At 41.7% G+C, this 24,258-nt stretch carries 17 protein-coding genes and 2 pseudogenes; 12 read left to right on the plus strand and 7 right to left on the minus strand.

What is annotated here, in order from left to right:
• The first annotated feature begins 136 nt into the window (after window positions 1–136).
• Together LEP1GSC052_RS12275 and LEP1GSC052_RS12280 are read left to right on the plus strand one after the other, a co-directional pair.
• Window positions 137–664, plus strand: coding sequence for a hypothetical protein (locus LEP1GSC052_RS12275; RefSeq protein WP_010573941.1), 528 nt, complete (start codon window positions 137–139; stop codon window positions 662–664).
• Complete coding sequence (locus tag LEP1GSC052_RS12280) at window positions 664–1,464, plus strand: enoyl-CoA hydratase/isomerase family protein (RefSeq protein ID WP_010573940.1); 801 nt, start codon at window positions 664–666, stop codon at window positions 1,462–1,464. Before LEP1GSC052_RS12275 ends, LEP1GSC052_RS12280 begins: the two co-directional genes overlap by 1 nt.
• On the opposite strand, the pseudogene LEP1GSC052_RS12285 reads toward LEP1GSC052_RS12280, so the two are convergent.
• Window positions 1,465–2,373 (minus strand): annotated as a pseudogene (locus tag LEP1GSC052_RS12285) (putative glycoside hydrolase); the annotation flags it as partial.
• Between the two features lie 442 nt (window positions 2,374–2,815).
• On the opposite strand from LEP1GSC052_RS12285, the gene LEP1GSC052_RS12290 reads away from it, so the two are divergent.
• The 5 genes and pseudogenes from LEP1GSC052_RS12290 to LEP1GSC052_RS12310 all read left to right on the plus strand — a co-directional run bounded on the left by LEP1GSC052_RS12290 (window position 2,816) and on the right by LEP1GSC052_RS12310 (window position 8,873).
• Window positions 2,816–3,757 (plus strand): histone deacetylase family protein, encoded by a 942-nt coding sequence (locus tag LEP1GSC052_RS12290; RefSeq protein WP_020986809.1) that lies wholly within the window; start codon window positions 2,816–2,818, stop codon window positions 3,755–3,757.
• Between the two features lie 63 nt (window positions 3,758–3,820).
• A complete protein-coding gene (locus LEP1GSC052_RS12295) occupies window positions 3,821–4,339 on the plus strand; it encodes a DUF1564 family protein (protein WP_010573937.1) in 519 nt (172 codons plus the stop codon).
• Window positions 4,340–4,383: 44 nt separating this feature from the next.
• Window positions 4,384–4,578: pseudogene (locus tag LEP1GSC052_RS21800) on the plus strand (hypothetical protein); the annotation flags it as partial.
• A gap of 264 nt (window positions 4,579–4,842) precedes the next feature.
• A complete protein-coding gene (locus LEP1GSC052_RS12305) occupies window positions 4,843–6,876 on the plus strand; it encodes an NHL repeat-containing protein (RefSeq protein WP_040912996.1) in 2,034 nt (677 codons plus the stop codon).
• Window positions 6,873–8,873: a tetratricopeptide repeat protein gene (locus tag LEP1GSC052_RS12310; protein WP_020986465.1), complete on the plus strand. Its 2,001-nt coding sequence runs from the start codon at window positions 6,873–6,875 to the stop codon at window positions 8,871–8,873. The genes LEP1GSC052_RS12305 and LEP1GSC052_RS12310 overlap by 4 nt, the downstream gene beginning before the upstream one ends.
• A 23-nt stretch (window positions 8,874–8,896) precedes the next feature.
• Here LEP1GSC052_RS12310 and LEP1GSC052_RS12315 read toward each other — a convergent pair whose 3' ends face one another.
• Together LEP1GSC052_RS12315 and LEP1GSC052_RS12320 are read right to left on the minus strand one after the other, a co-directional pair.
• A complete protein-coding gene (locus tag LEP1GSC052_RS12315) occupies window positions 8,897–9,493 on the minus strand; it encodes a hypothetical protein (protein ID WP_010573934.1) in 597 nt (198 codons plus the stop codon).
• 12 nt (window positions 9,494–9,505) lie between these two features.
• Window positions 9,506–9,952: a methylglyoxal synthase gene (locus LEP1GSC052_RS12320; protein WP_010573933.1), complete on the minus strand. Its 447-nt coding sequence runs from the start codon at window positions 9,950–9,952 to the stop codon at window positions 9,506–9,508.
• Between the two features lie 145 nt (window positions 9,953–10,097).
• On the opposite strand from LEP1GSC052_RS12320, the gene LEP1GSC052_RS12325 reads away from it, so the two are divergent.
• Window positions 10,098–10,907 (plus strand): FcpA-related putative periplasmic flagellar protein, encoded by an 810-nt coding sequence (locus LEP1GSC052_RS12325; protein ID WP_010573932.1) that lies wholly within the window; start codon window positions 10,098–10,100, stop codon window positions 10,905–10,907.
• Between the two features lie 29 nt (window positions 10,908–10,936).
• On the opposite strand, the gene LEP1GSC052_RS12330 is transcribed toward LEP1GSC052_RS12325, so the two are convergent.
• The 3 genes from LEP1GSC052_RS12330 to miaB are packed head-to-tail and all read right to left on the minus strand — an operon-like array spanning window position 10,937 to window position 15,050.
• Window positions 10,937–11,767, minus strand: coding sequence for a hypothetical protein (locus LEP1GSC052_RS12330; RefSeq protein WP_020986684.1), 831 nt, complete (start codon window positions 11,765–11,767; stop codon window positions 10,937–10,939).
• 38 nt (window positions 11,768–11,805) lie between these two features.
• Complete coding sequence (locus LEP1GSC052_RS12335) at window positions 11,806–13,704, minus strand: LptF/LptG family permease (RefSeq protein ID WP_010573930.1); 1,899 nt, start codon at window positions 13,702–13,704, stop codon at window positions 11,806–11,808.
• Complete coding sequence (gene miaB, locus LEP1GSC052_RS12340; protein WP_010573929.1) at window positions 13,701–15,050, minus strand: tRNA (N6-isopentenyl adenosine(37)-C2)-methylthiotransferase MiaB; 1,350 nt, start codon at window positions 15,048–15,050, stop codon at window positions 13,701–13,703. Before miaB ends, LEP1GSC052_RS12335 begins: the two co-directional genes overlap by 4 nt.
• Window positions 15,051–15,155: 105 nt before the next feature.
• Here miaB and LEP1GSC052_RS12345 point away from each other — a divergent pair, with 105 nt between their 5' ends.
• The 3 genes from LEP1GSC052_RS12345 (at window position 15,156) to LEP1GSC052_RS12360 (ending at window position 18,299) form a co-directional block, all read left to right on the plus strand.
• Window positions 15,156–15,785: a J domain-containing protein gene (locus LEP1GSC052_RS12345; protein WP_020986607.1), complete on the plus strand. Its 630-nt coding sequence runs from the start codon at window positions 15,156–15,158 to the stop codon at window positions 15,783–15,785.
• Window positions 15,754–16,398: a hypothetical protein gene (locus tag LEP1GSC052_RS12350; protein WP_020986426.1), complete on the plus strand. Its 645-nt coding sequence runs from the start codon at window positions 15,754–15,756 to the stop codon at window positions 16,396–16,398. Before LEP1GSC052_RS12345 ends, LEP1GSC052_RS12350 begins: the two co-directional genes overlap by 32 nt.
• Before the next feature lie 797 nt (window positions 16,399–17,195).
• Complete coding sequence (locus LEP1GSC052_RS12360) at window positions 17,196–18,299, plus strand: slipin family protein (RefSeq protein ID WP_010573926.1); 1,104 nt, start codon at window positions 17,196–17,198, stop codon at window positions 18,297–18,299.
• A 115-nt stretch (window positions 18,300–18,414) separates the two neighbouring features.
• Here the strand turns inward: LEP1GSC052_RS12360 and LEP1GSC052_RS12365 are convergent, their stop codons facing one another.
• Window positions 18,415–18,855, minus strand: a complete 441-nt coding sequence (locus LEP1GSC052_RS12365) for an LA_1841 family salt-regulated protein (protein ID WP_040913530.1) — start codon at window positions 18,853–18,855, stop codon at window positions 18,415–18,417.
• 838 nt (window positions 18,856–19,693) lie between these two features.
• Here LEP1GSC052_RS12365 and LEP1GSC052_RS12375 point away from each other — a divergent pair.
• Window positions 19,694–24,106 carry an LIC12048 family lipoprotein gene (locus tag LEP1GSC052_RS12375; protein WP_010573923.1) on the plus strand — a complete coding sequence of 1,471 codons (4,413 nt, stop codon included), beginning with the start codon at window positions 19,694–19,696 and terminating at the stop codon, window positions 24,104–24,106.
• The last annotated feature ends 152 nt before the right edge of the window (window positions 24,107–24,258 follow it).

Consider the following 24,258-nt stretch of genomic DNA (forward strand, 5'->3'; position numbering starts at 1 on the left):
CAGAAGTTTGGATTTCGCGTAGATCCGACATTTCAAAAACGGATGAAAAGAAATGCAGAGAAAACTAAATCTTAGAATTGCAAACTTCGGGAAAAAAATCCCGGGGAAGGTTTGAGATTAGCCCGAAAAAGAATGTATGGATACAAGAAAGTCGGAACTCAACCCAGAATTATTCGATATGATGAAACAGGGAAAGCTATCAGCCGGAAAAATCCTGGATTTGATTGCCTTGAAAGAACTCGTTGATAGATTTGCGGTCACCCCGTTTATTGAGGAAGAAAAAATCGCTCAAATCAAAGAGAAAACCGGAGTAGAACCGGACATTCTTACCTGGGGTGACTACTTTCAAACCGAAATCGCATCCAGATATTTTGAAAAGTCGGAACTACAATTCAAAAAAATCATGGAGACGATCCGATTCGACCTCATTTCAGCGCATTTGATCTTTTCAGGAAAACCCGAATACTTTAAGGATTCCGTGCGGGGACAGGCCTTAATTTCAAAATCAATCGATTCTTCCTTTTGGACTTTAGAAGATGAGGAAGCCGTCCACCTTGAAACTCTACTCGAATATTATACTCAGATGGGAATTGGAGAAAAACCGTTGACCGTATCCGATCGAATCTGGTATGAAAGCTTTGAGTTGGAGAAAAAAGCAATTTAATGGGATTAATCGACCAAGACACAATCGATCTAGGATCAGGAAGTAAGATTCTAACCTTAAGTTTAAACAACCCTGAAACCAGAAATTCAATGACCCGAGAAATGGGCTTAGAATTTAAAAAGATTATAGACGGGTTGATTGAAGCGCCCGAAAAAAACAAACCAAGAGTTGTCATTTTAACCGGGAAAAATGGCATATTCTCAGCCGGTGGAAATTTCGAACTACTCAAATCATTTTCAACTAGAGATTATGAAACGAACAAAAAAACTATGTTCGAATTTTATAATCTATTCTTATCGGTTAGACGATTAGACATTCCGGTAATTTGTGCTGCGAACGGGCATGCCATCGGGGCCGGATTCTCGCTCGCCTTTGCCTGCGATATAAGAGTATTCTCAAACGAATCCAAATACCAATTCAATTTTGTGAAGCTCGGAATTCATCCCGGAATGGGTTCAAGTTATATCGTGAAAGAATTGTTCGGAACTCATATTGCGAATCGACTTCTATTCTTAGCCGAAACCTTAAATGGAGAAGAGGCGTTCCGACTTGGACTTTGCAATGATTCCGTTCCTCAGAAAGAAGTTTTAGGAAGAGCAACGGAAATGGCGATCGCACTTTCGGAAAGCGCTCCTTTAGCGCTCAGCGAATTAAAAAAGAATACTTACGACAAAGAAAAGTTGGAAGCCGCCCTTAGAAAAGAAGCGGAATCGCAAGCCCGCAACTTTATCTCATCGGATTTCAAGGAAACGATAAAGGCGATCGAGCAAAAAAGAAAACCGGTATTCAAAGGAATTTAATCAGTCCTTTTTCGTCTCATTGTCGTAATCTTTCAGAGCTTGGAACGTCGATTCGTAGTCGTTCCAAGCATTCCAAACCACAAATCCGTGCCCGCCACTATCATAAGACGCCTTAACCTGCGCTTTAATATAATTGGAAAGTGTAAGTCCCGACTTTCCAACGGACATATTGAATCCCTGAATATAGGGGATTACCCTTGTAGTTTTTAAAGATCTCTTAATTGTCAGAAGAGTTCCGTCATAAACGGTTTGATAAGGATCCTTAATTCTTGCAGGCATCCCATAAAAGTGAGAAGGATACAGCATAGGATAAAGCACGTCCACAACCTGGGCAAAAACTTCCACTTTTTGGCCGATCGAATCGTTTTGATTGAAAGGAATTCGACCAAAAATGTCCGCGCCTATATACGGAAGATGATCGCATTTTAGAGTTTCATTACGAATATCTTTTATGATGCCCGAAATGTTCTTATATCTGGTTTCGTAGGTTAATTTTAGCTGAAGATTATCAGCGTATCGAATGTAATCCAATTGGATTTCAGGGAAACCAGATTCACACGCTGCCCGAATCGATTTGTGGATAGATGTAATCCTTTGATTTGAAGGTTTTTCTGTCGGAAGCCCGCCGTCAAAGTTTACGACCCTTGCTACAGGATAAAAACCTTCGGCAATCAAATCTTCTAATACGCGCTTTGAAGGTGAGGTTGGTTGAACGTCAATGACAAGCAAGTTAACCCCATGTTCTTTGCTTTTTTTTCTAAGCTCGTGAAACTCTTTAATTTTCTTTAATGTTCTTTGCGAAATATAAATTCCCCTGGAAAATTCCGGCGATCTTACATTTAAAACAGATTGCGAGGTCGTTTCTCTTTTTACATTTTCTTCTTTCTGTTTAGTTACGACTTCTATTTTCGCTGTTACATTCGGTTCCGATTTAGGGCTGGGTGCTGACGTTTTGAATTGGGTTAAAGGAGTTTTGAATTCCGATTTCCCAGAAGATGCGACTTCTACATTTTTCGTTAGGACTTCCGGAGTTCCGACTTCAACATCTCTAACCTTTTGAAAACTTATTTCAGCCGTATTCTTTTGAGCTCGATTCTTTGGAAAAGGTAGGTCAAAATCAGGAAATAAGGACACTGTCCAAACCAAAAAAGAAAAAAATATAAAAGTTAGTTTATTCACGGTGGTTAAAAGTTTCGAAAGAATCGAAAAAAATTTTTAGTTCCCTATAAAATGTCGGAATTCAACGCATTCAACTAAAAAAGACTGTTCGAAATTTAAAATAATCTGCATTCTTTTGGATAAACTAAAGAAACTATTAATATTTCCTGAACAAATTGATCCGGAGGCAAAAGTGGCAACAGGCTTTATATTCTCTGAGGATTTTATTTCCCATAATGCAAACCCGAAAATCCCGCATTTCGAGAATTCCGATCGAATTCTTGCCTGTCTTAATAAACTAACGCAAACAAGTTATTTCGGCTCTTTGTATTCTCCAAAGCTGAAAGACGTTGATCCGACATTTTATAAAGAAATTCACTCAAGGAACCATCTTCAAAGAATAGAAGATTCAAAAAACAAGAGAGGTTATTTTGACTCTGACACTCCTTTTACGGAGAATTCTTGGTTAGCGGCTTATTCGGCTGCAAATTCAGGAATCACTTTAGCCGATGCATTGATTTCAGGCAAAATAAAGAATGGATTCTCTCTTTTAAGACCCCCTGGGCATCATGCCGAACACAATCGCATCATGGGTTTTTGTATGTTGAATAACGTAGCTATCGCGGCTCGATATTTACAAAAGAATGGATTCAAGAAAATCTTTATTATCGATTGGGATGTTCACCATGGTAACGGAACTCAGGAAATTTTCTACAGGGATCCAAATGTTTTTTATCTTTCCATTCATCAATTTCCATTCTATCCGATGACAGGCCATTCAGAAGAGATTGGGTATGGGGATGGCGTAGGAACTACTAAAAATATTCCGATGCAGACAGATTCAGGCGATCAATCTTATATTCAAAAATTTAAAGAAATTGTGATTCCGACAATGGAACACGTTGAGCCAAACATTATTCTAATTTCAGCCGGCTTCGACGCGCATAAGGAGGACCCCTTAGGTGGAATGAATATCACAACAAATGGCTTTGAACAACTTTCTCATATCGTTCTCGAAAGTGCGGATAAAATTTGCCAAGGGAACGTTTTGTCTTTTTTAGAAGGGGGTTACAACCTTAAGGCGTTAGCAGAATCGGTGGAAGCGCACATAGCCGTCTTAAAATCTTTTTCCTAATTTTTTTTTACATTCCTGCCCTCTTCGCTCAACTCTTGGAACTGTACTCGATAGAGGTGTGAAATGATCGAGAATCGTTTAAAAGATTTTACTGAGTTCAAGGGAAAATCGAAAAAAGATACGGGACCTTCCGATCTATTAGTCCCAATGCATTTAGAGAGTTTCGTTCGGAAACAGATCAAGAAACACAAAAATTTAAAGAATTACTTTCACTACTTGTTATTTAAATTCCAAAAAAGAAATCTATTCTCTAAATTTCAAGATTCTGCATTTAGAAAAACTCTATACCAATCAAAGAATCAACAGCTAATTCGATATTCGTTCCGTCCCGATTATCAGGATTGGTACGAAGCGAAATTTGCCGGCTTTTATTTCGGGATATCGATTTGCAGATTTTTTTCTCGATTGGTGGATTTAGACAAAGAAGAAGATTTTCAATTTAAGAATCTTCAAGATGGACTTTTTAAATTGGGCAGGGAGGACGAGCGACCCTTGCACTTTTATTTTACGATCTTTTCGAATCGGAAATTAATTTTAAAAAAATTGATGCGAGGAAAAAATTTCGAGTTGAATAGCGCATAATTTTCCGTTTTTTTCAATGTCGCGATCCGATATTCAGAACAGGTATGGAAGCTTCCTTGGAAGAATTGAATCATATTGAAAAAAGATTTAGAAATTATATTCTAATCTTGGATTTTATACTTAGAGAAACCAAGACCGAGCTTTCTGAAAATCGAGCTAAGCGTGAATTGTGGCAAGAACACCATGATAGCTGGAAGCAGAATCACGGACCATCTGCCCGGAATTCTTTTCGGGATCCAAATATTGCGATTGAACCTGCGTTAATATACAGGGAATTCCGTCCTCTTCAGCCTTTGATCGAAACGAATTATAGCCAGATCCCTTCCAAAGCCTTTCTGGTTAATGAATTCCGACCCCTACTTTAAAAACCAGGATCACACCTCAAATATTAGGTTTTCCTTCAGCGAAAGATAAGTTTCTAGCCCCTTAATATTCTAAAAAATCCTTGAAATTATGTCTCTTACGACCATTTATTGAGAAGATAGAGGCAAATTAAGAGTTCAATGATCCGTCTGAATCAATTTCCTATCATCTTAATTTTCCTTTTTATTACCTTATCATTGAATTCCGACGGGCTTCCTAATTTCTCTATACAGGAAAAGGAAGCAAGAACCCAATTCGTAAGAGGCTTCTCGTATTTTAATAACTCACAGTATTCTTCCTCGCGAGAGAACTTTCTTAAGGCCCTTTCAATAAAGAACGATTTTACCTTAGCACGCTTACTTCTCTCTAACTCGTATTATCTTTCCGGTGACTGGCCCGAAAGTATGTCGGAATTAGAACAAATAGAAGGAACCACTGGGCTTAACCAAATTCAGAAAGCAAGATTGGACGCGCTTAGAATCAATCTTGCTGGTGGCAGTCAAGATTCTGCCGTTCGCTACTACTCCGCAATTTTGGGAGACGATCTGAGACGCTTCCGTTTTCGCAATCCATCGGATGTCGCCATAGATGATGACGGATTTCTTTATGTTTTATCCTTCGACACAGCGAACATCGTGAAATTTGACCCAAATGGAAACCCAGTAGATAACTTTAGAGGCTCATTAGGTCGGAATTTATCAGGCCCTCTATTCTTCTCATTGAGAGGGAATTCCATATTCGTTTCGGATTTTAAAGCGGATAAAATCTACGAATTCAATACCAGAGGTGAATATCGAAACCGATTCGGCATTTCTGGTAAAGGGAATGGGGAATTCCATGGACCTACGGGAATATTCCTTACAAAGAATGGTTATCTTTATATTTCCGATTCCGGAAACAATCGAATTCAAAAATTAAAAACGGACGGAACCTTCGTTCAGGAAATCGGTGTCGGAATTCTACGCAATCCATCCGGATTAAAAGTAAATTCCAAAGGAGAAATTTACGTAGCCGATCGTGGAAATTCCAGAATCGCCGTATTCGACTCGGAAGGAAACTTTCTCAGGGAAATCACAAACCCAAACACCCTCTCCTCTCCACGAAATCTTACGATTCGAAAAAACGAAATCTATATCTCGGACGAAAAGTCGGGACTCATCATTTACAACACTCTCGACAATACCTGGAGATTACTAGATTCTTTCCGGGATTCCAAGAATGTAGTTCGAAAGCTCAACCAACCGTTCTCATCTGCGTTCGATTATACGGGAACTCAATTCATCGCAGACTTCAATCGCCACCGAGTAGAGATTTTCAGTCCTTCCAATCAGTTGTCTTCCAACATGGATCTCGTCGTGGAAAAGGTCCTGAATAGGGAGTATCCCGACATTTCCGTTTTTCTAAGAGTAAGAGACAGATCTGGGCGCGACATCAAAGCGATACCGAGGAACTCCTTTCGAGTTTATGAATATGGGAACCTATCCCCTCTGATCGGCCTCGCCGATATGCAACAGTTCAACAATCGGGTCTCAGTATCTCTCGTTTATGAGAATACACCCGAAGTGAAAGCGGCCTATCCAGTCTTTGAAAAGTCCTTAAAACCCCTTTTGACATCCCTCAGACAATACGACGGGATCGAAGTTCTTCGGTCAGGGTCGGAACTCATCAAAGCATCGGACTTCACCTATTCCATGCACGAGATTTTTAGAATCTTAAGAACGTCGCCAAACGACACTACCTCGAAAACGGGCAAAGCCATCTACCGAGGAATGTCGGATCTACTCGACCGTCTTGGCCCGAGAATCGCCCTGGTTTTGGTCTCGGGAAATTCCTATTCGGATTCGTTCACCCAAATTTCTCCGGAAAAGATCATCCGATATTCCAAAGCGCATTCGATACCGGTATACTTTCTTTCGCTATCGGATACGGGACCCGCGGTGGAAACGTATAAAACGATCGCGGCTTCAACGGGAGGAAAGTTTATCCTCGTTCCGGGAGAAGGCTTGGAAAAGAATCTTTACGATTCCTTCTTAGGACATAAGGACAGACGTTATATCGTATCTTTCAAAAGCAGAGTGGACGCGGACAAAAAGGAATTTTACATTCCTTTAGTCGTGGAGGCTAACTTCAGAAACACCTCGGGTAAGGCCGAAACGGGATTCTTTACGAAATGAGATTCGATTTTTTAAAAAGACATTCCGTTTTTCTAATTATTCTATTCTTGTTTGTGGATCCGATTTCTTCACAGGAAACGATTCGAAAAATCCAGGAAGGAGAATCCTTTCTCAAAGATAGGAACTACGCCGCGGCGTATCAATCCTTTACGGACGCGTATCGATCCAATTCCATGTCCGTTCGATCCTTATTGGGACTTGCTGAAGCCGCGAAACACATTCACAAATACAACGAATCCTTCGAAGCCTACACCAAAGCGCTCGCTTTGGAGCCGGAAAACAAAACTGCGATCAAAGGCGCGGCCTTAGCGTATATTCGTAAAAAAGAATATCAGAATTCTCTAAACCTCTTAAAATCTTCTTTGGAAACCGATCCGTTCGATCCGGTGTTGGCTCCGGTTCAGATTCAAATTCTTTTAGAAATGGGAAATTACGAATCGGCCCTCAAAAAACTGGAAGCGTCCCGATCCAAATTCCAAAGCTCCAAAGAAGTTCAGATCCTGGAAGCGAAGGTAAACGGAAAGACCGGAAATTTTTCCAAGGCATATCATCTTTGGAACACGATCCTTTCCAATTCTTCGGACGATCCCGATTTGTTTTTCAGTATGGCGTCCTTATTGATCGATTGGTCCGAAAAAAATTCCTCTCAAGACAGAAGACAAAAGTTGGAAATCGCTTCCGAAAAATTGGAAAGGGCTATTTCCTTATATCCCGACTTCGAAGAAGCGATCGATTCTCTGGTAAGAATCCGAATCTGGCAAGGTGACTTTTCCTCCGCGGCTTCTCTTTCCAAAAAACTCGTTTCTTTGTATCCTCAAAATCCTTCCTATCTCTATCTGAAAGCGTTCGCGGAAGAAAAAGAAGCGAACAAGGATTCTTCCACAAAAGGAGCTCTGAAAAACGATCTCACCGAAATATTAAAATTAGACGATTTAGATTCCGTATCGAGACAAAAGGCCGAGTCGGTCGCGCTCGGTCATTTCCCGGAAAATAATTCTTTCCGAAGAAAACTCGGAGAATATAGAATGCAACGTTTTCGTTCTTCGAAAAATTCTCTTCTGTATGATATGGCTTCGCATCATCTTTCTTCCGCAAGAGAATTGATTCCGGGTCAACCCGAGGTTCAGTTTCAAACGTTATCCGAATACAAACGAAACGGATTCTTTCCCCGCTATTTGAATCTGCTTTTGTTTCTGAGAAAAAAATATCCGGAAAACGAAAAGTATCAATATGAAATCGAAAACCTTCTCAGTTCGATGAAACAATCGATCGCATACAAAGAAGGGATGGTCGAAATCACCGGCGATAATCTTTTGGAAAACTACGGAAGAACCCCACCCGTTCTTTTGCTTTTCGATCTTTCCGATAAATCGTATCTCGGAGATTATCCCGATCTGGCGCTTTTGGTTTCTTCTTCCGTTCGTAAGAATCTTTCCTTAAGTCCTACGATCGCCCTTTCGAACGTTTTGGAATCCGCCCGCGCCAATCCCGCTTCTTTCGATTTAAACCCGGAAGCTTATACGGGGATTCTTCCTTTTACGGAATCGACTTTTCTTAAGATCAAGGATTCTTCGAAGAACGGAATCAAACCCAGATTCTTAGTTTACGGTTCTCTAAAATACGAAAATCATTCTTTGAACATCGACTGGACGATCAAGGATTCGAAATACGAAAAGATTCTTGCGACGTTCCGCGTTTTTGCAAAGGGAAGAGATTTTATTCCGGAAGCGTCCGCAAGATCCGTTGCGAAAATTTTGGCCGCGATTCCTCCGTCCGGTAGCGTTTTAAAAGTCAAAGACGAGGACATCATCGTCAACGCGGGAACTCTCGACGGTTTAAAAAAAGGAAGTAAGATCCAGATCTACAACACTTCCGGCAAATCCGGCGAGGCCACGATCGAAGAAACGGATTATTTTCTCTCGAGGGCCGTTCCCGACAACGGAATCAACGGCTTAAAAACGATCTCCGAAGGGGATCGGGTCATCTGGAAACGTTAGACGAAATTTCTGCTCGCGGTTTTTCAGTCGCGTCGAATCGGAAATTCGCTGAAATAATCCAGAATTTCATCCGCAATTTCCTTTTCGATCTTTAAGATTTCTTCGACCTCGTGTCGATCCGTCAAATCCAGAATCCAAACCCGTCCGCGAATTTCTACTTTAGAAAATTCTAATTTTCGAATCTGCAACGGCAGCCAATCCGGAAGCGTAGCGACGTATTGATATACGCGAGGCCGATCGTCTTTGAATAGGTTTCGATTGATCCTTATCTTAAATCGATTGAGAATCATTCCGTACTCGATATCCAAATCCACGTCCGGATGAATTCTAAACTCCCGGTTCTGCGCGTCCCAGTCGATACGCGATCCCTCCAAACAAACTTCGTCGATCTCGTTCATCTCGACGAGGATCGGGTAAGAATGGATCGTCTTTACATTCTTCCTTTGATCGTAACCGACCTGAACGTTGGAATGTTTGTGTTTTCTTTCGATTCTGATTTGAAACGCGGAACTCGGACGGCTTGCGAGATGCGAATGTATCTCTTCGATCGCTTCCTGTGAAAAATGCAATGGCAAAACGGTTTCGGAAGTTCCCGAAAAGATGCGTGAAAGAAAACTCATCGTTTCGTTCGATCAATCTCTTCGGATTTTCGAATCGTAATCCAAAAGAACTTTTTTATACGCGCTCGTAAACTGCGGAGAACTGATCATATAATCCGCGGTGGAACGGTTGCAAGCCATTGGAATATTATAAAGTACTGCTATTCTTAAAAGGGCTTTTACGTCCGGGTCGTGGGGTTGCGCGGTGAGCGGATCCCAGAAGAAGATCACGATATCCAGATCCCCTTCCGCGATTTTCGCTCCGATCTGTTGATCCCCTCCGAGCGGTCCGGAAAGAAATCTATAAACCGGAAGTTCCGCCTCTTCGTTTATCAATTTCCCGGTCGTGCCCGTGCCGAATAGATGATGTCTGGATAGGATTTCCCGATGTGTTTTGACCCAAGCCACCAGGTCTTCCTTGCGATTGTCGTGCGCGACGAGTGCGATTCTTTTCGTCGCGGGAACCGAAACTTCTTTCATTCTTTGTTACTCTTTCTCGTTTGTTTTCGATCTAATTTTTTGATGACGGCCATCGGCGACCAATCCTAAATTGACCTAAGATATTTTTTTTCAAAGTAGATCCGCGTTCTTCAGCGTTTCTTCTTTGTTTCGAGACCGATCTCCGATGAACCATTCTTCGTTTTATCATAAAGTTTTCACGTTTACGATTTCGTTTTTCATTCTCCATTCTCCCCTGATTCTTTTTGGCGAACAATCTCCGAACGAGAAAAAGATCGAGATTCTGATTCCCGACGGAAGCGATCAGAATGGAGATTGGGGCAAGGACGGTCTTCAATTCCAAGACTTGGATATCTTAGGGGATGCGAGCGAAGAGAATTCCAAAAGTCTTTTTGAAAAATCAAAAGAGGATTTTTTGAGCGCGATGGATCGTTTTAGAAAAGCCAACGATCTCGCGGATTCGAAACGAAAAGAATTCGATCAACTTACCTTCGAAGCGGATCGTTACGAGTGGCAGAGAAAAAATCGTAAGGAGAATTTCGAAAGATCCCTTACGAGAGATTTAAACAAAGCGAGATCGGATTCGATCCATCTTCTCGTCGCTTCGATGAATTCTTTGGAAAGAATTCAAAACGAAAAAGTCCGGGACGCCGACGCGTATCGGGAACTACAAGCCGGAATTTACAGGGAATACATCAAACACCAACTCGCTCTGAAGAATTTTCTGCAAGCGATGGATCTTTTGGAAAGATACATTCAAATCGGAACCAAGTTCTACGAGGATTCGGAAGCGCAGGGTTTTCTTGCGAACTGTTACGAAAGGGCCTATCGTATTTCCAAAAAGAACCGGGACGATCAGGCTCGGGAAAAATACGATATTCTACGGAAGAAACACGGACTTTTATACGCGGAGTATAAATTCGGGAAGAATTCCGCGGATTATAAGGAATTTTCCAGAGAACTGTTTCGGGATTAATCGCCGTTATACGGACGAATCGTGAAAGTTTACTGGATTCCGAGACGTTTTTTCAGACTTCGATTCTCTTCGATCAGGTCCTTGATTTCCTTTTCGGTATAAGCGAAAAGACGGTCCTGAGCTTCCAAAATCTTATCGAGTTGAATCTCTTCTATATGAGAATAATTCAACGCTTGTTCGGTCGCCTTTTTGAAATCGAGCGCGTCCTTCAATTCCTGAGTTTTCATCGAATCCAAAATTTCGGAAACTTTTAGCCTTTCGTGAAGCGCGAGAAGTTCCTTGTTCTTGAGTTCGTTGACTCGTTCGAGGGCCTTGTTGATTTCCTCGTTGTTCTTTTTGACCTTGGACTCGAATTCTAAGATGGCTTGAAGCGCTTCGTTGGCCTTGGTCGCGTCCTTGTATTCTTTTTGAGCGAGTTCGAATACGCCTTCGAAAAATCCGATGTTGGTCAGACAACTGTTTCCGATTTCGTTGGCCGCGAGTTTGTAGAACTCGGATTGGATCGTTCTATCGAGGATCAGTCTTAAATTTCTAGGATGAACCGGATGTTCGAGTACTTCGATTTTGCCGCTTTCGGGAACGACTCCGTTGATCTTTTCCGCGTCGTCCGAGTAAACCATGATTAAACTTACGTACGGGTGCAGTTCGAATTTGCGGATGAACTCGCGGATCTGATTCCATTCCTGCAAACTTACGGAAAGGAAAAAGATATGAATGTCGGCTTTCATCAAATCGATCGCGCCGAGTCCGTCGAGGGAAACCTTGCTCAGCTCGATGTTTACACGAGGGTGTTTCCAGATTTGGATCGGAAATTCTTTTCCCGAAGTGAGATGCCAAATGATCGCGTTTTTTTGACTCATCGTATTAATTCTAACACTAACCAGCGGATTTTCCCGGGTCAAGAACCTCTTTTCAAGATCTTTTTTATTTTTCCCCATATACTTAAACTTTCTAATCTCTCTGTCAATTTTGATTTTTGATCAGAAATTTTATCCAGAACCTTTTGGATCGGTTTCGGTAAATCCATATCGGTTCTTTTGATCATGATATTGATGCTTAAAAGCGCGATTAGAATGTTCGCGCTCCAAGGACCAATCCAATCCGGAACCTTGTCATTGTAGGAAATCGTACTCCCGAGGGTAAAAAATGTAAAGTAGATCATAAGGAAAACGACTGCAAGCGTAAAACTCATTCCTTTTCCTGAACGTTTGACCACAAGTCCCAAAGGGAATGAAATAAAGAAAAAAATCAAACAGGAGATCGGCATCGCGATTCTTCTGTGAATTTCGACGTTAAAATCCGTTAAAACTTTCTTCCCTTGTTGCATCAAAGCCATTAACTGCGTTAAAACCGAATACGATTGAGTCATCTGATCGGGTGTAAGCGTTCCGTTTGCGGCTCCCATGGCGAGATCGATCTTCATCTGCTCCACCATTTGCTTTAGTCCAACTAAACCTTTAATCTCGATTCCCATCTCCTTTAAGGTTTCCAGTCCGGGAATTTTTTCAAGTCCCTCGCTCTCCATATTGTTTCGGATTTGAAAGAGAACCGGCATGGAGAACGTTTCGGGTTTTACGTTCAACTCCAGGGTTTTCTTTTCCTTTCCTTTAGGAATGTTGTAATCCATTTCTCCGTTTCTAAAATCGGTTACGGAAAAACTTTTACGATCGTCGCTCCATTCTAAGATCCAACCGTCTTTGAGACGGATGGATTTTTCATAATCCCCATCGGGTCCTTGTTTTTCTACGAGGTTTCCCTTGCCCGCGTTGATGATCTGGATGATTCTCGAACCGCCCATAGGAATCATCTTTCCGCCGATATGAAAGTATTCGTTTCCTTCGAGAAAAATTTCCCATTCCCGAATTTGAACTCCTCTGAGTTCTCCCGTGTCCGGATTCATTCCGTCCGTGTACATCGTACGCGCGCGTTTTTCGAAAAGGTCCTGGGTCTTATCCCCGCTGAATTGTCCCGGTGTGATCGCCAAAAGAGGATTGTATGCGAGAACCCATTTGTTGAACTCGTTCATCTTTCTCGTGTTTTCGGGAGAAAGATAGAAGTTCAAATACGCGACCGCGATGGCCATCACGAAACCGAATGCAAGAAAGTTAATATAGATTCTCGGAAAACTCACTCCCGCCGATCGGATCGCGGTGATCTCGGAATCACCGGAAAGTCTTCCCGCGGCCATGATCCCGCTCATCAAACAGGCCATAGGAATCGTCATCGGAAGCGTGTTCGCCAAAAGATAACCGAAATAATCCAGAAGACGAAGCGGATCCACGCCCTTCCCCACAAAAAGACCGATCATCTTTTGAAGGGCGAGAACCATATAAACCATCGTAAAGAACGCGAGCGCGACCAAAAACGGAGAAAGAATCTCCTTCAAAATATACCGATCTAAGATCGGAATGATCATATAAAATTTTCGTTTGTCCGTGTGAACTTTGAAGTCCGGCGGAAGATCTTCCACGCTGCTCAGACGAACGGTTCTTAAATCCTTACCGGAATTCGAAGAAGCGCCGGAACCCGCGCCACGACCGGAAGCGCCGGAGGAAGTAGAAGCGGTCGCCGCACGTTTTGTATTTTTTTTCGAGGGAGAATCCGATGAAACATCGAACGAAGAATTCTTATCTTCGTTTTTGATCTTGGAATTCTTTTTGTTAAGCGAAGAATCTATTTTTTTCTTCGACGAGGATTCGGAAGAAGACTTGGTAGCGGAAGAATCGGTTTTGTTTGAGGACGTACGCGACGCCGACTTCTTAGCGGAAGCCTTCTTTCGATTGTCTCCGTCCTTCAAGCAAGGATCCTTCCTTTGAGGGTCGCGCTGGTCGCGCTTTCGATCTGCACGGAAACCGTGGAACCGATCATCTCCGAAGCGATTCTTCCTTCGGGAAGAGGAAACACGGTCATTCTTCCGCAAGGAGTTCTTCCGCAGAGTTGTTTCTCCGACTTGCGGGAAGTGTTCTCAATCAAAATGGAATATACTCTTCCGATACGAGCTCGGTTTTGTTCGTGAGAAATCGAAGTCTGCAAGTCCACGAGTTTGGTAAGTCTTGCGGACTTCACTTCTTCGGGAACGTTGTCCGGAAGTTTTCTCTGGGCCATCGTTCCTTCGCGCTCGGAATACTTGAACATAAACGCCATGTCGAATTGAACTTCGCGAACGACCGCAAGTGTGTCTTCGAATTCTTCTTCGGTTTCGTTCGGAAAACCCACGATGATATCGGTGGTGATTCCGACATCGGGAACGATACTTCTGATTTCCTTTACGACTTCCAAAAATTCTTCCTTGGAATAAGAACGTTTCATCTCTTCGAGAACTCTCGTGTTTCCCGCTTGCAAAGGAAGATGAATGTTCGGACAAAAACGGGGATTCTCCGCCATCAGTCTTAAAAGATGCGTAGGAAAATCCTTCGGATGCGGAGAAGTAAAACGGATTCTTTCGATGGAAGTTTCATCGAGAAGCATTTTAATCAAACCGGCAAAGTCTTCGCCTTGTTCTTTGTAGGAATTTACGTTCTGGCCGAGAAGCGTTACCTGACGGATTCCCTTGTCGGCTAAGTCCTGGACTTCGCGAACGATGCTCTTCGGATCTCGGCTTCTTTCCCGGCCGCGCGTATAAGGTACGACACAGAAAGTACAGAAATTATTGCATCCCCGCATGATCGTTACGAAGGCTTGGATTCCGTTGACGACCCTCGGTTCGATCTCGTCGTAGGTTTCGATCTTGGAAAGACGGGTCAGCGCGATGGAATTCTCGCCGCCTCGAATTCTTTGAATGAGTTCCGGAAGACTTCTGTAGTTGTCCGGTCCTACGACCAAGTCCAGAGGAAGTTCCTGATGAAACAGATCGTCCCCGAGATTTTGAGCCATACAACCGAGAACCCCGATGACGAGGTTCGGGTTTCTTTTTTTGAGATAACCCAGGGATTGAAGGCGGTTGTAAATCTTCGCGTGGGCGTTTTCGCGGATCGCGCAGGTATTTAAAAAGATAATGTCGGAATCCTCCGGGTCGGGGGAGGAAGAATATTCGGCGTCCTTCATCAAACTGGATACGATTCCCGAGTCGTATTCATTCATTTGGCAGCCATAGGTCTCGATATAGACTTTTCCTGCCTTTTTTTCCAGTTCCAGAACGTTCATAGGACTGAATTTCTGCTTGCAGGACCGACTGTAAAGGGGTTTTCCATAGAGAGTAAAAGGGAATTTTTTGGAGCGAATCCGGGAATTCTCCCCTGTTTAAATCCTATGGCAGTGAATACCAAACCGGACTATTACAGACTTCTGGATGTTTCCCGGAGTTCCGACTTCGGGAGAATCGAGTCCGCGTATCGGGATTATCTCGAAAAATTGGACTCCGATCCTTGGAACCCGTCCCGGGAATTGGATCGGGAAGAAGGAACGCGCGCCTATCTCACATTGAGTTCGCCCGAAGCCAGGGAAGAATATGATAAAACCTTGGATTACGAATTTCTACTTTTGGACACGACGAAGATCCCGGAAGAATTCGAATCATTTTATAACGTGCAGAAGTTATCCGAAGGAGAAGAAACGAGAGAATTCTATTCAAGATTTTTGGAATTTAAAAAAGATTTGGAAAACACTCTGAAGAATCTTCGGATCACGGTTTTATTCTTTTTAAGCGCGTTTTCACTCTTAACGATTTTCGCCCTTTTGATGGCCTTGGCTCAGAAAAATGGTTTTCTCTCTCCCGGCGTCGAGTTGTTCTACAGAAAGTGGGGAATTCTTTGTTCTGCGGGAATTCTCTTTTCGGGATACGCGATCTTTCGAAGGATCATAACTCCTAAAAAAAACCGAATCGATAAAAGTCGGAGCAACCCATCCATTGAAGACGACAGCAAAAAAAAACGATCCTAAACATCTCGCCGAAGATGAGATCTCCTACTACTATTCCCTTCTCCAAGAAGAATTGACCGACTTCGATTGCGGAGAATTGTGTAAACCCGACAACGACGGCGTCCCTTTTTGTTGTATCGCGGACAACGCAGTTCCGACCTTGTATCGTTCCGAATTCTCCATGTTGAAAAAAAGAACCGATCTTTGGAAGGTTTGGAAACCCGAAACGGAAACGGACAAGAAAATGTTGGCGGAATACGATTCCAAAGAAACTCTTTTCTGCGAATGCAAAGGAATTCAATTTTGCGAAAGGGACAATCGTTCGATCAGTTGTCGGACCTTTCCTCTCGAACCGTATTTGGACACGCGCGGAGTTTTAGTCGGCCTCGTTTTTATGAAAGAATTCACCGGCAAATGTCCGTTGACCTTGAGAGCGAAGGACGTTCGTCAAGAATTCGTGGATTCACATTTCATCTTTTGGGAAAAACTTTTGTTTCGTTTGGATTCAGAATACGAAACGTTTTGGAATTCTTCCAAGTCGTATCGCCGTTCTCGCGCCAAAACCGGCAAGAAGTTCCCGATCTTTTTTCCAAGTCATCTCAAAGGCAAAGAATATCTTTCGGAATACGTTTGAGTTCAATCAAGAAAAGCGGAATTCGATTTCGCTATTCTTGAAAACGATCCGCGCCGTTCGAAACAAATCACAAGCAGACCTCTCATTCGAATCGACGCGCGGAATCTCCGAATTAACATTAGTTATTTAGAATATTCTTAAATATCATTGATCGCGTAAAATTCAAAACCTCGCCGTAAATGCCGACCTACAAGTCCATTTCGTCTAACTCGATTTTTCCCGCGCTTTTGATATCGAAAATTTAAACCGAAAAAACAAAGAAAAATTATTTCCTTTTCTTTCCTTTAGGAAGAATCTGCTCTCGGCTTTGGTTCCAACGGTCTTTCAGGGTTTCCCAAGGCCCGTCGGTTCCTCCGCACCCTGTGCGGTTGGTTTAACGTTAGGAGATCGGAATCCGAGCCACCAACACCGGGTCGAAGGTTCGAATCCTTCCTTACTACGGTAAGTAGCTCAGTGGGTAGAGCAGGCGCTTCAGGTGCGGAAGTTGGTCTCTTCGCAAAAAGACCGAAACAAAAAAAGAATAAAAGGCGTCCGGCCCGCGACTGGTTCAAAGGCAATCGGGTGTTCGCCTTGCAGAACGATGGATACCGAGTCGAGAATTCGATTCAAAACGGTTTCGGATCTTTTTCGAAAGGAAAAGAAAGAAATCGTACGCGATGAAATGCGGCGATTCTCAAATCGTTCTCCGCTCACATCGGATGGATTCCTTTTATTCTTTTTATTTTTAGAATCGCGTTGAACGCGAATAAGCGAAGAATAAAAAAAATCGCAATCATTGAATTTACACAGAGGTTTGTATGAAAATTAAAAAGGATCAAAGAGGTCTTTTATTCAAAGAAGGAGAATATGTGAAGCTCCTGATGCCCGGAAATTATTTTTCTCTATTGGGTCAGGATATAGAAATTCATCAGATCCTGAATCCTTTCTTTTCAAGAGTCAACTTTACGTTTTTAAAAAACGATCCGATTCTTTTGAAGGAATTGGAAGTGGTCGATCTCAAAGACAACGAGATCGCACTTCTTTTTGAAGAAGATAAATTCAAGTCGGTTTTAAAAACGGGAACACATGCGTTTTGGAAAGGCGGAAAGAAAATATCCTTCGTCAAGATCGACTTGAACGATCCGTCCATAGACGAAAATATCGATCGTTCCATTCTTATGAAACCCGAAGTAAAAGATTTCACTTGTTCGTATGCGGTAGAATCGTTTCAAAAAGGATTATTGTTCGTCGAAAATTCTTTCGTGAAAGTTTTGGAACCGGGAAACTATTTTTATTGGAAAGGAACCAAATCCATTTCGGTCTTAAAAGCCGATCTAAGACAACTTCAAACGGAAATTACCGGACAGGAAATCATGTCGAAGGATAAAATTCCTCTTCGACTCAACTTCGTTTGTCAATACAAGATCGTCGATCCGATCGAATGTCTCGTGAAAGTAAAAGACTACGAATCGCAGCTCTACATTCATCTTCAATTGGTTTTGAGGGAATATGTGGGCACATTAACGTTAGACGAAATTCTTTCCAAAAAGGAAGAAATCGGCTCTTACGTTGTCGAGAAGATCAAAACTTTCATGCCTTCTATGGGTTTGGAAATTATTTTCGGAGGCGTTAAAGACGTAATTCTACCGGGAGAAATCAAGGATATCCTCAATCAGGTTTTGATCGCTGAGAAAAAAGCACAGGCGAACGTGATCATGAGAAGAGAAGAAACCGCGTCCACAAGAAGTTTATTGAATACCGCCAAATTGATGGAAGAAAACGCGACTTTATACAAACTCAAAGAATTGGAATATGTGGAAAGAATCAGCGAAAAGATCAGCCAAATCACTCTGACCGGCGGAATCCAATTGATCGATCAGCTAAAGGGTTTGCTTCTGCCCGGAAAGGAAAAAGAAAAGTAAAAAACGGGCTTTCTGTTTTATTCGGATTTCATCCTTTCCATCCGCTCTCTATTTTTCAGCGGATGGATTTGTTTTTTATACTTGAGAATAGTAAAATATTCTCAAGTTTTTAAATTTATATTTCTTCAGAAACGGATTTTTTTCCTTTCGTAGGTTTGGAAGGCGTTTGCGAAATTACTTTCTTTGAGATTTCCCAAGTTTGAACTTGGTGAGAACTATAAGAAACGTGACCGGGGGTAGACGCATTTCCTGCATGACTTCCCGGCTGAGTGCTTACCGTTGTTACGGTTCCAGTGTTTGCAAGAATAATCACATCCGCTCCCACTTCTCTCGCCTTTCCTTTTACATATTCTACACAATAGTTCAATTGCGCGCAACGAACTTCTACGAGTCCGATTTGTTCCACTTTATAATCGGGAACGGCTCTCATAATTACTTCGATATGATCGGTTTCAGTGAGGGCAGGATAATTCTTTCCGGTAATAGTAACATTACCCAAAGCGGTAACACAGTTCGCGACACTCAGCAACAAAGCCAACGCCGGAGTTAAAATCATTCCGTATTTACGGACGTTATTCATCATTTAAAAACAAATCTCCTTTGAAAGGAATCGTTTTTAAAGAGGTTTTCCGTGTCAATTTAAAAACAATTGAATCGAAATTGTTAAACGAAGAAACGATTTTGAGTAAATTCAAATTATTGAATATAATGAAAAAATATAACGAAAATATTTTAAGACTCAAAGAAACAAACAAACGATTCAATAGATGCGAATAACGTTTGAATTACAATCAGTTAAATGGAAAGCATTCCTTTGATTTCAAGCGAGAATTGTATCCGATTCATCTTTCAATTCAGCCAGAATCAAAGAATTTTTTTGACTCTTGTAAAAAAAGAAAAACAACTTAAGTTAGATTATAAATTTTCAATGGGCACGATCATTTCTGAAAAAAACAAATACCTGAGTTATAAAGATTATGAAAGAATTTTTATAATGCAAAATACGAGCGTTCACCTTATCAAAAAGCGAAAACGGAGATGCCCCATTTTTATAGATCCCGTTGAGTTTAATGAATCGCAGACGCGAATAAGTGGCAAATAGCGTCGCATATAACCATTCGCAAAGATGAAAATTACGTAACTCAAAGTATTCTCAATTTCAATATCATTTCGCTTAACAAAACGTATTTAAAACAAAAAATATTTTTTTTAGGTTTTTCTATAGCCGTATAAAGCCTCATTTTTTACTTAGTCGAATTGAAACTTTTGCATTTTGTAAAACTTGTGTCTATTTTGTTAAGCGAAGAAGAGTAACGCTATAAGTTTGCTTATACTTCGGATAACGTGTGGATCCTATGATTTTAAAAACAAAAGCATAAACGAAGAGGTGGATCATGTTTCAAAGCGGTTGGATATTCAGTAAGATGCGTTTTTATGGAATTTTATTTCTCTTAATACCTTTTGTAATCACTTGTGGTTGGTTCGGTAAGGATAAAGGCACGATGGAAAACGTCGATCTCGCCGCTGCAACCTGGTTGGTTGCGGAACAAGTGAAAACTCAAGTGGACAAAGAAGGCGTTCCCGTGAAACCGGGAGATCCTTCAACAGTTATTACTCCGGTAAACGGCTTGTTCAACCTTCCTCCTGGAAAACCCGTAGCCGCTGCCGCGCTTATGGGAACCATCGATCCAACCGGAACAACCATCGTGAATGACTTTGACGGCGATGGAATCTTAAATCAAAATGAAACGTTATCCAACGTATGGGTCGCCGATTACCCGCAGATTGAAACTGCAATCGCTCCTCCAGTTACACTAAAGATTCAAATCCTTAAAAACTCTAGTAACCAAAGTGACCAAATCGTGAGTGAAATTAATTCGAACGATTTTGAAGCTTCAAAAAACGAAGGATCGGAAAAAATTCATCAAAACGAACTGAACGAAAGGACGGTTCAATTTCAGGATTCTTTTAGTAACGATACGGAGGCCGGAACTTCCAGCGAAGTAAGTACAAGTTTTGGCGTAAAAGCTAGTTACATACCAATGTCAGACATTGGATTCGATTACAGCCAAAGTTCTAAGAATAGCTGGTCAATGAAGAACGCAGTGTCGGCTACTACAACCAAATGGGCTGATCGGCCCTTTAAAAACAACATTGATAAAGACGCTTGGAATCTAAAGTCAGATTCATCCAGCAATAAAGCGAGAAAATATCGATCTGATAAATCTTCAAAAATCAATGAAACCTCCACCATTGAACCAAATGCAGGTGTAGTCAGAGCAGCACTCTATATTAAAAATCTTTCCGTAAACATGCCAGTTAAGATTTCGAATATCCTTTGTTCTTTAATGTTCGAAACTCCAGCTGGCGAATTGGTGCCAATGTCTTCTTTCAGATTGAGAAATGACGACTATACCCTTTTCGAGGTAGAAGTTTACGGTGGAACCGATTTCGGACCTTACGTTGTTGAATTATCAAACCTTAATACAGTTGAAGTTGAGAAAGCTATAGCTGCAGGGTATACACCGAAAATTATGATTGTTGATTATGCGATGACTCATGTCGCCGACTCAAATTATAAATCTAATCTGCTTAACTTCTCAGGCAATAATTTGAAAATTATTGAAGAAAATGCAAAAGGCAGAACAGCCTTAATAAAAGTTTTTGGACCTACTATTAGAGAAATGTATCGAGTTACTGCATTCGATACACCAAATGTCTCTAACCCCTGCAATACAACTACGACGGACGTATTCTCTCCCGGTATTAGTCTAAAAAAGGCTTTAGAAAGAATATCCTGCTCCGGAAACAATATTGTATTTAAAGATTATGTCGTCGATTTATCCGAATCAGCTCCTACTTTAGCTGAATCAAGAGTATATATAAAAGGAATCCAATCTTTTGGAGGAATTAGTACCAACATTCCCTGTGTCGATGAAACTAGTACAGGTACGGACGGCGTTACGCGAACAGCATGTGTTCAAAAACCTTACAGTCAATGGACTGAAACTGAGAAAAGAACTTCTGGAGTTTGGGCAATTTATTCAAGAGGAAAATTCTACTCTCCGACTGAATACTGGACCGACTCGGGAAGCGTAAGAAAATTTGATCCATGGCGAGGTGCGGTAGCTGCGCCAGTTGTGAAAGGGGCAGATTCAATGATCTGGGCGGGAGATAATTACGATTTAGTATATATTTCCTTTAAGGATTTTATTAAAGCAGAACAAAAATTTGGTACAAACCCTTTGGAAACTGGAATGGGTTATCCGTTTAATACAGCTTGGGATAATAAATCAATAGGCGCTCATCCATACTATCCGGACACGAATTCTCTTTATTTAGGAGAGGTAGGTTTCGGTGAAAAAATCGAACTAAAGATCCAGTTGGATAAAACAAAATATTTAGCACCGAATTTTGGCACTGCAACGGACACGGGAACATATCAATATTTTACGAATTTCAATTACAACTTACAAACCTCATCTGATCGATACAATATCAATCAGGCCGCAGACTTTGAAATTAGTATGGGATTTGGCGGAAGCCGAACCGATTGGTTTCACATAATCAAAGACCTAAGCACGAGCGATCCATATAAACTAAAAAATTGTGGAACGACGTTAGATTTCATCAACCAAGTCTATAATTTATGTGTTCAATTACCTACTTTGAGCACGACTGTAGACCCTGCAATTAGTTTAGTAAAACTGTATATTCGCCCTTCCTTAAATACAGCTTATCGTCGTACTGTTTGGCCTCTGCATTATTCTCAAGTTCGAAAAATGAGGGGAGAAGCGGGGTTGCCAATCATAGTTGGAACTACGACTGTACGAATCGCAAATTCTTATGGTCCCGCAAACATAGGCGATCGACTTTATATTCAAGGAGATTCTTCCTCTTATCGAATTCTCCAGGTTTTACCTCCGCAAAGCGATGGATCCTTTGATGTTCAGTTAGAAAGTGCCGTATCAATCAATGCACCAAAAACAACGTCTCTTTATATACCTGGCACCCTGACATCGCCGGACGTAAGATTGGTCATGGATACAGGGTTCGTCACCGATTGGAATAACTTTGTATCATCGTCTTTCAATTCAACTGCTTTCGATCAAATCCAGTATCGACCTTTCCTACAAAGTAGTTCAGTTAGCTGTTCGACTAACCCGTTCCATCCATCATCTTGTTTAGGATTTAGTCCGGACATGAATGCGATCAACTGGATGGGAATTTATAACGAAGGCGTTGCACTCTGGAACTCTTGGGCAGATGGTGGGGATTTTGTAAATTTTCTGTACAATGGTCTTTCCCGTCTAACAGCCTTAACGGGCAAAGTATACCGCCTAGAAAGTGCAAACACAGACTTTACCGTTAGCGCAGATGTGAATGCACAGACATTGGGCGATGTAACTACCGTCAGCTTTGGAGACGTGGCTCTTTCAGTCTGGAGACAAGGATCAACAATACTAGGAAGATATTATGCGATCAGTACAGGGCAACCACTTGGCAATCCTTTTGCAATCAACCCAACAATTACTGCCCCTACTACAGGAAAATATATAGTTAAGGCAAAAAACGGAAAAGTGGTCATTCTCTGGGAAAATGGTCAAAGTATGTATGTTTCAATCAAAGATTTAGCAACCTTTGGAACACCTGTGTCCGAACTTTTTCTTGGAAATCGTTATACCCCATTCCCTAAGAATAGTTTTGATCCAATTCTTGACATTGGTATAGGAAATAACCGGGCAATTTTCGTTTGGTCGGACCTTTATACAACGACGAGCATGGATCCTACATATGCTTCCGGATGCTCCTTGGGCTATCCGTGTCTCTGGTATGACGTACGAAATTATAGAGTCGACGGTAAAGTAATTCGATTGGACACTGGCGCCCAAATTAACTCTAGCTTCTCAATCGCAGGATATTCAACTCAAACGAGCGTTTGGGATTACTCATCACACCAACACGATCAAGTTTCACATTACAATGTTACTCCCGCCGTCGAAGTGAATGACAATAACCAAGCAGTCATTGGCTGGATATTCCAAGATCGTGATTCTGAGGCCCATACGGTTTGGAGTGCAGTGTATGATCTGAATAACGTAACGCTAATCGGTTCCAATCAAACTGTACTAAACGAGTCAACTCGTCCAATAGATTCACTTCAAGTCGGTGCAACGAACGGCAAAGGAATGATTTTTTGGCGTAGAAGCGACGGCTATATAATGGGTCGTGGCGTAAACACCTCCGATGGAACTTTAGTCGGTAGTAATTATTTTGAAATCGAAACCGGTGGCGTAGACTTTTTAAAGTATTCAACGTTTGGCAATACGGGCCTTGTTACTTATCGTAGAAATACAAAAGAAATTCGTCTGAGAGCAATCGACCTTCAAGCAAGTCAACCGCTCTATCCAATATCATTGAATCTCGGTGTTACGGATAACGACGGTAGAAAACCAAGCAATTCGATCCTTGCTGGAAATAAAATTCTTACCACTTGGGACCAGATCAATGGAACCAAAAGAACCATTTGGGGAAGAATCAGTGATTTTAGCACCTTCACAGTGGATGGACCGAAAGAATTTCAGTTAAGCACTACGAATGAAGGGATTCAGTTCAATCCGATTTCTGTTGTGAATAACGGATCAGGTCTCGCCACCTGGGTATCACAAGATAAAACGCAACAAAGAATTCGGGGCGCAAAGATCGATCTGAACAACCCTGGTTCTCTGAAATACGGACTTAATAACTTCTTCGTCGCACCTTTGATCGAAAGAGATTACACGGTCCGAGCTCGAATCAAATACTGATCCGAATGTTCCAAACGTCTTCGTTCGAGAGCGTCCGAAATACGATCTCGAACGAAGACAATACATTCGAACTTTAGAATACAATAAATATCGAAACTGGATTGATTTGAGATGCGCGGAAAAATCGTAATTGCGGCTTTGGCCACGGTCCT

Origin of the sequence: Leptospira kmetyi serovar Malaysia str. Bejo-Iso9, from assembly GCF_000243735.2 — a bacterium.
GTDB lineage: Bacteria > Spirochaetota > Leptospiria > Leptospirales > Leptospiraceae > Leptospira > Leptospira kmetyi.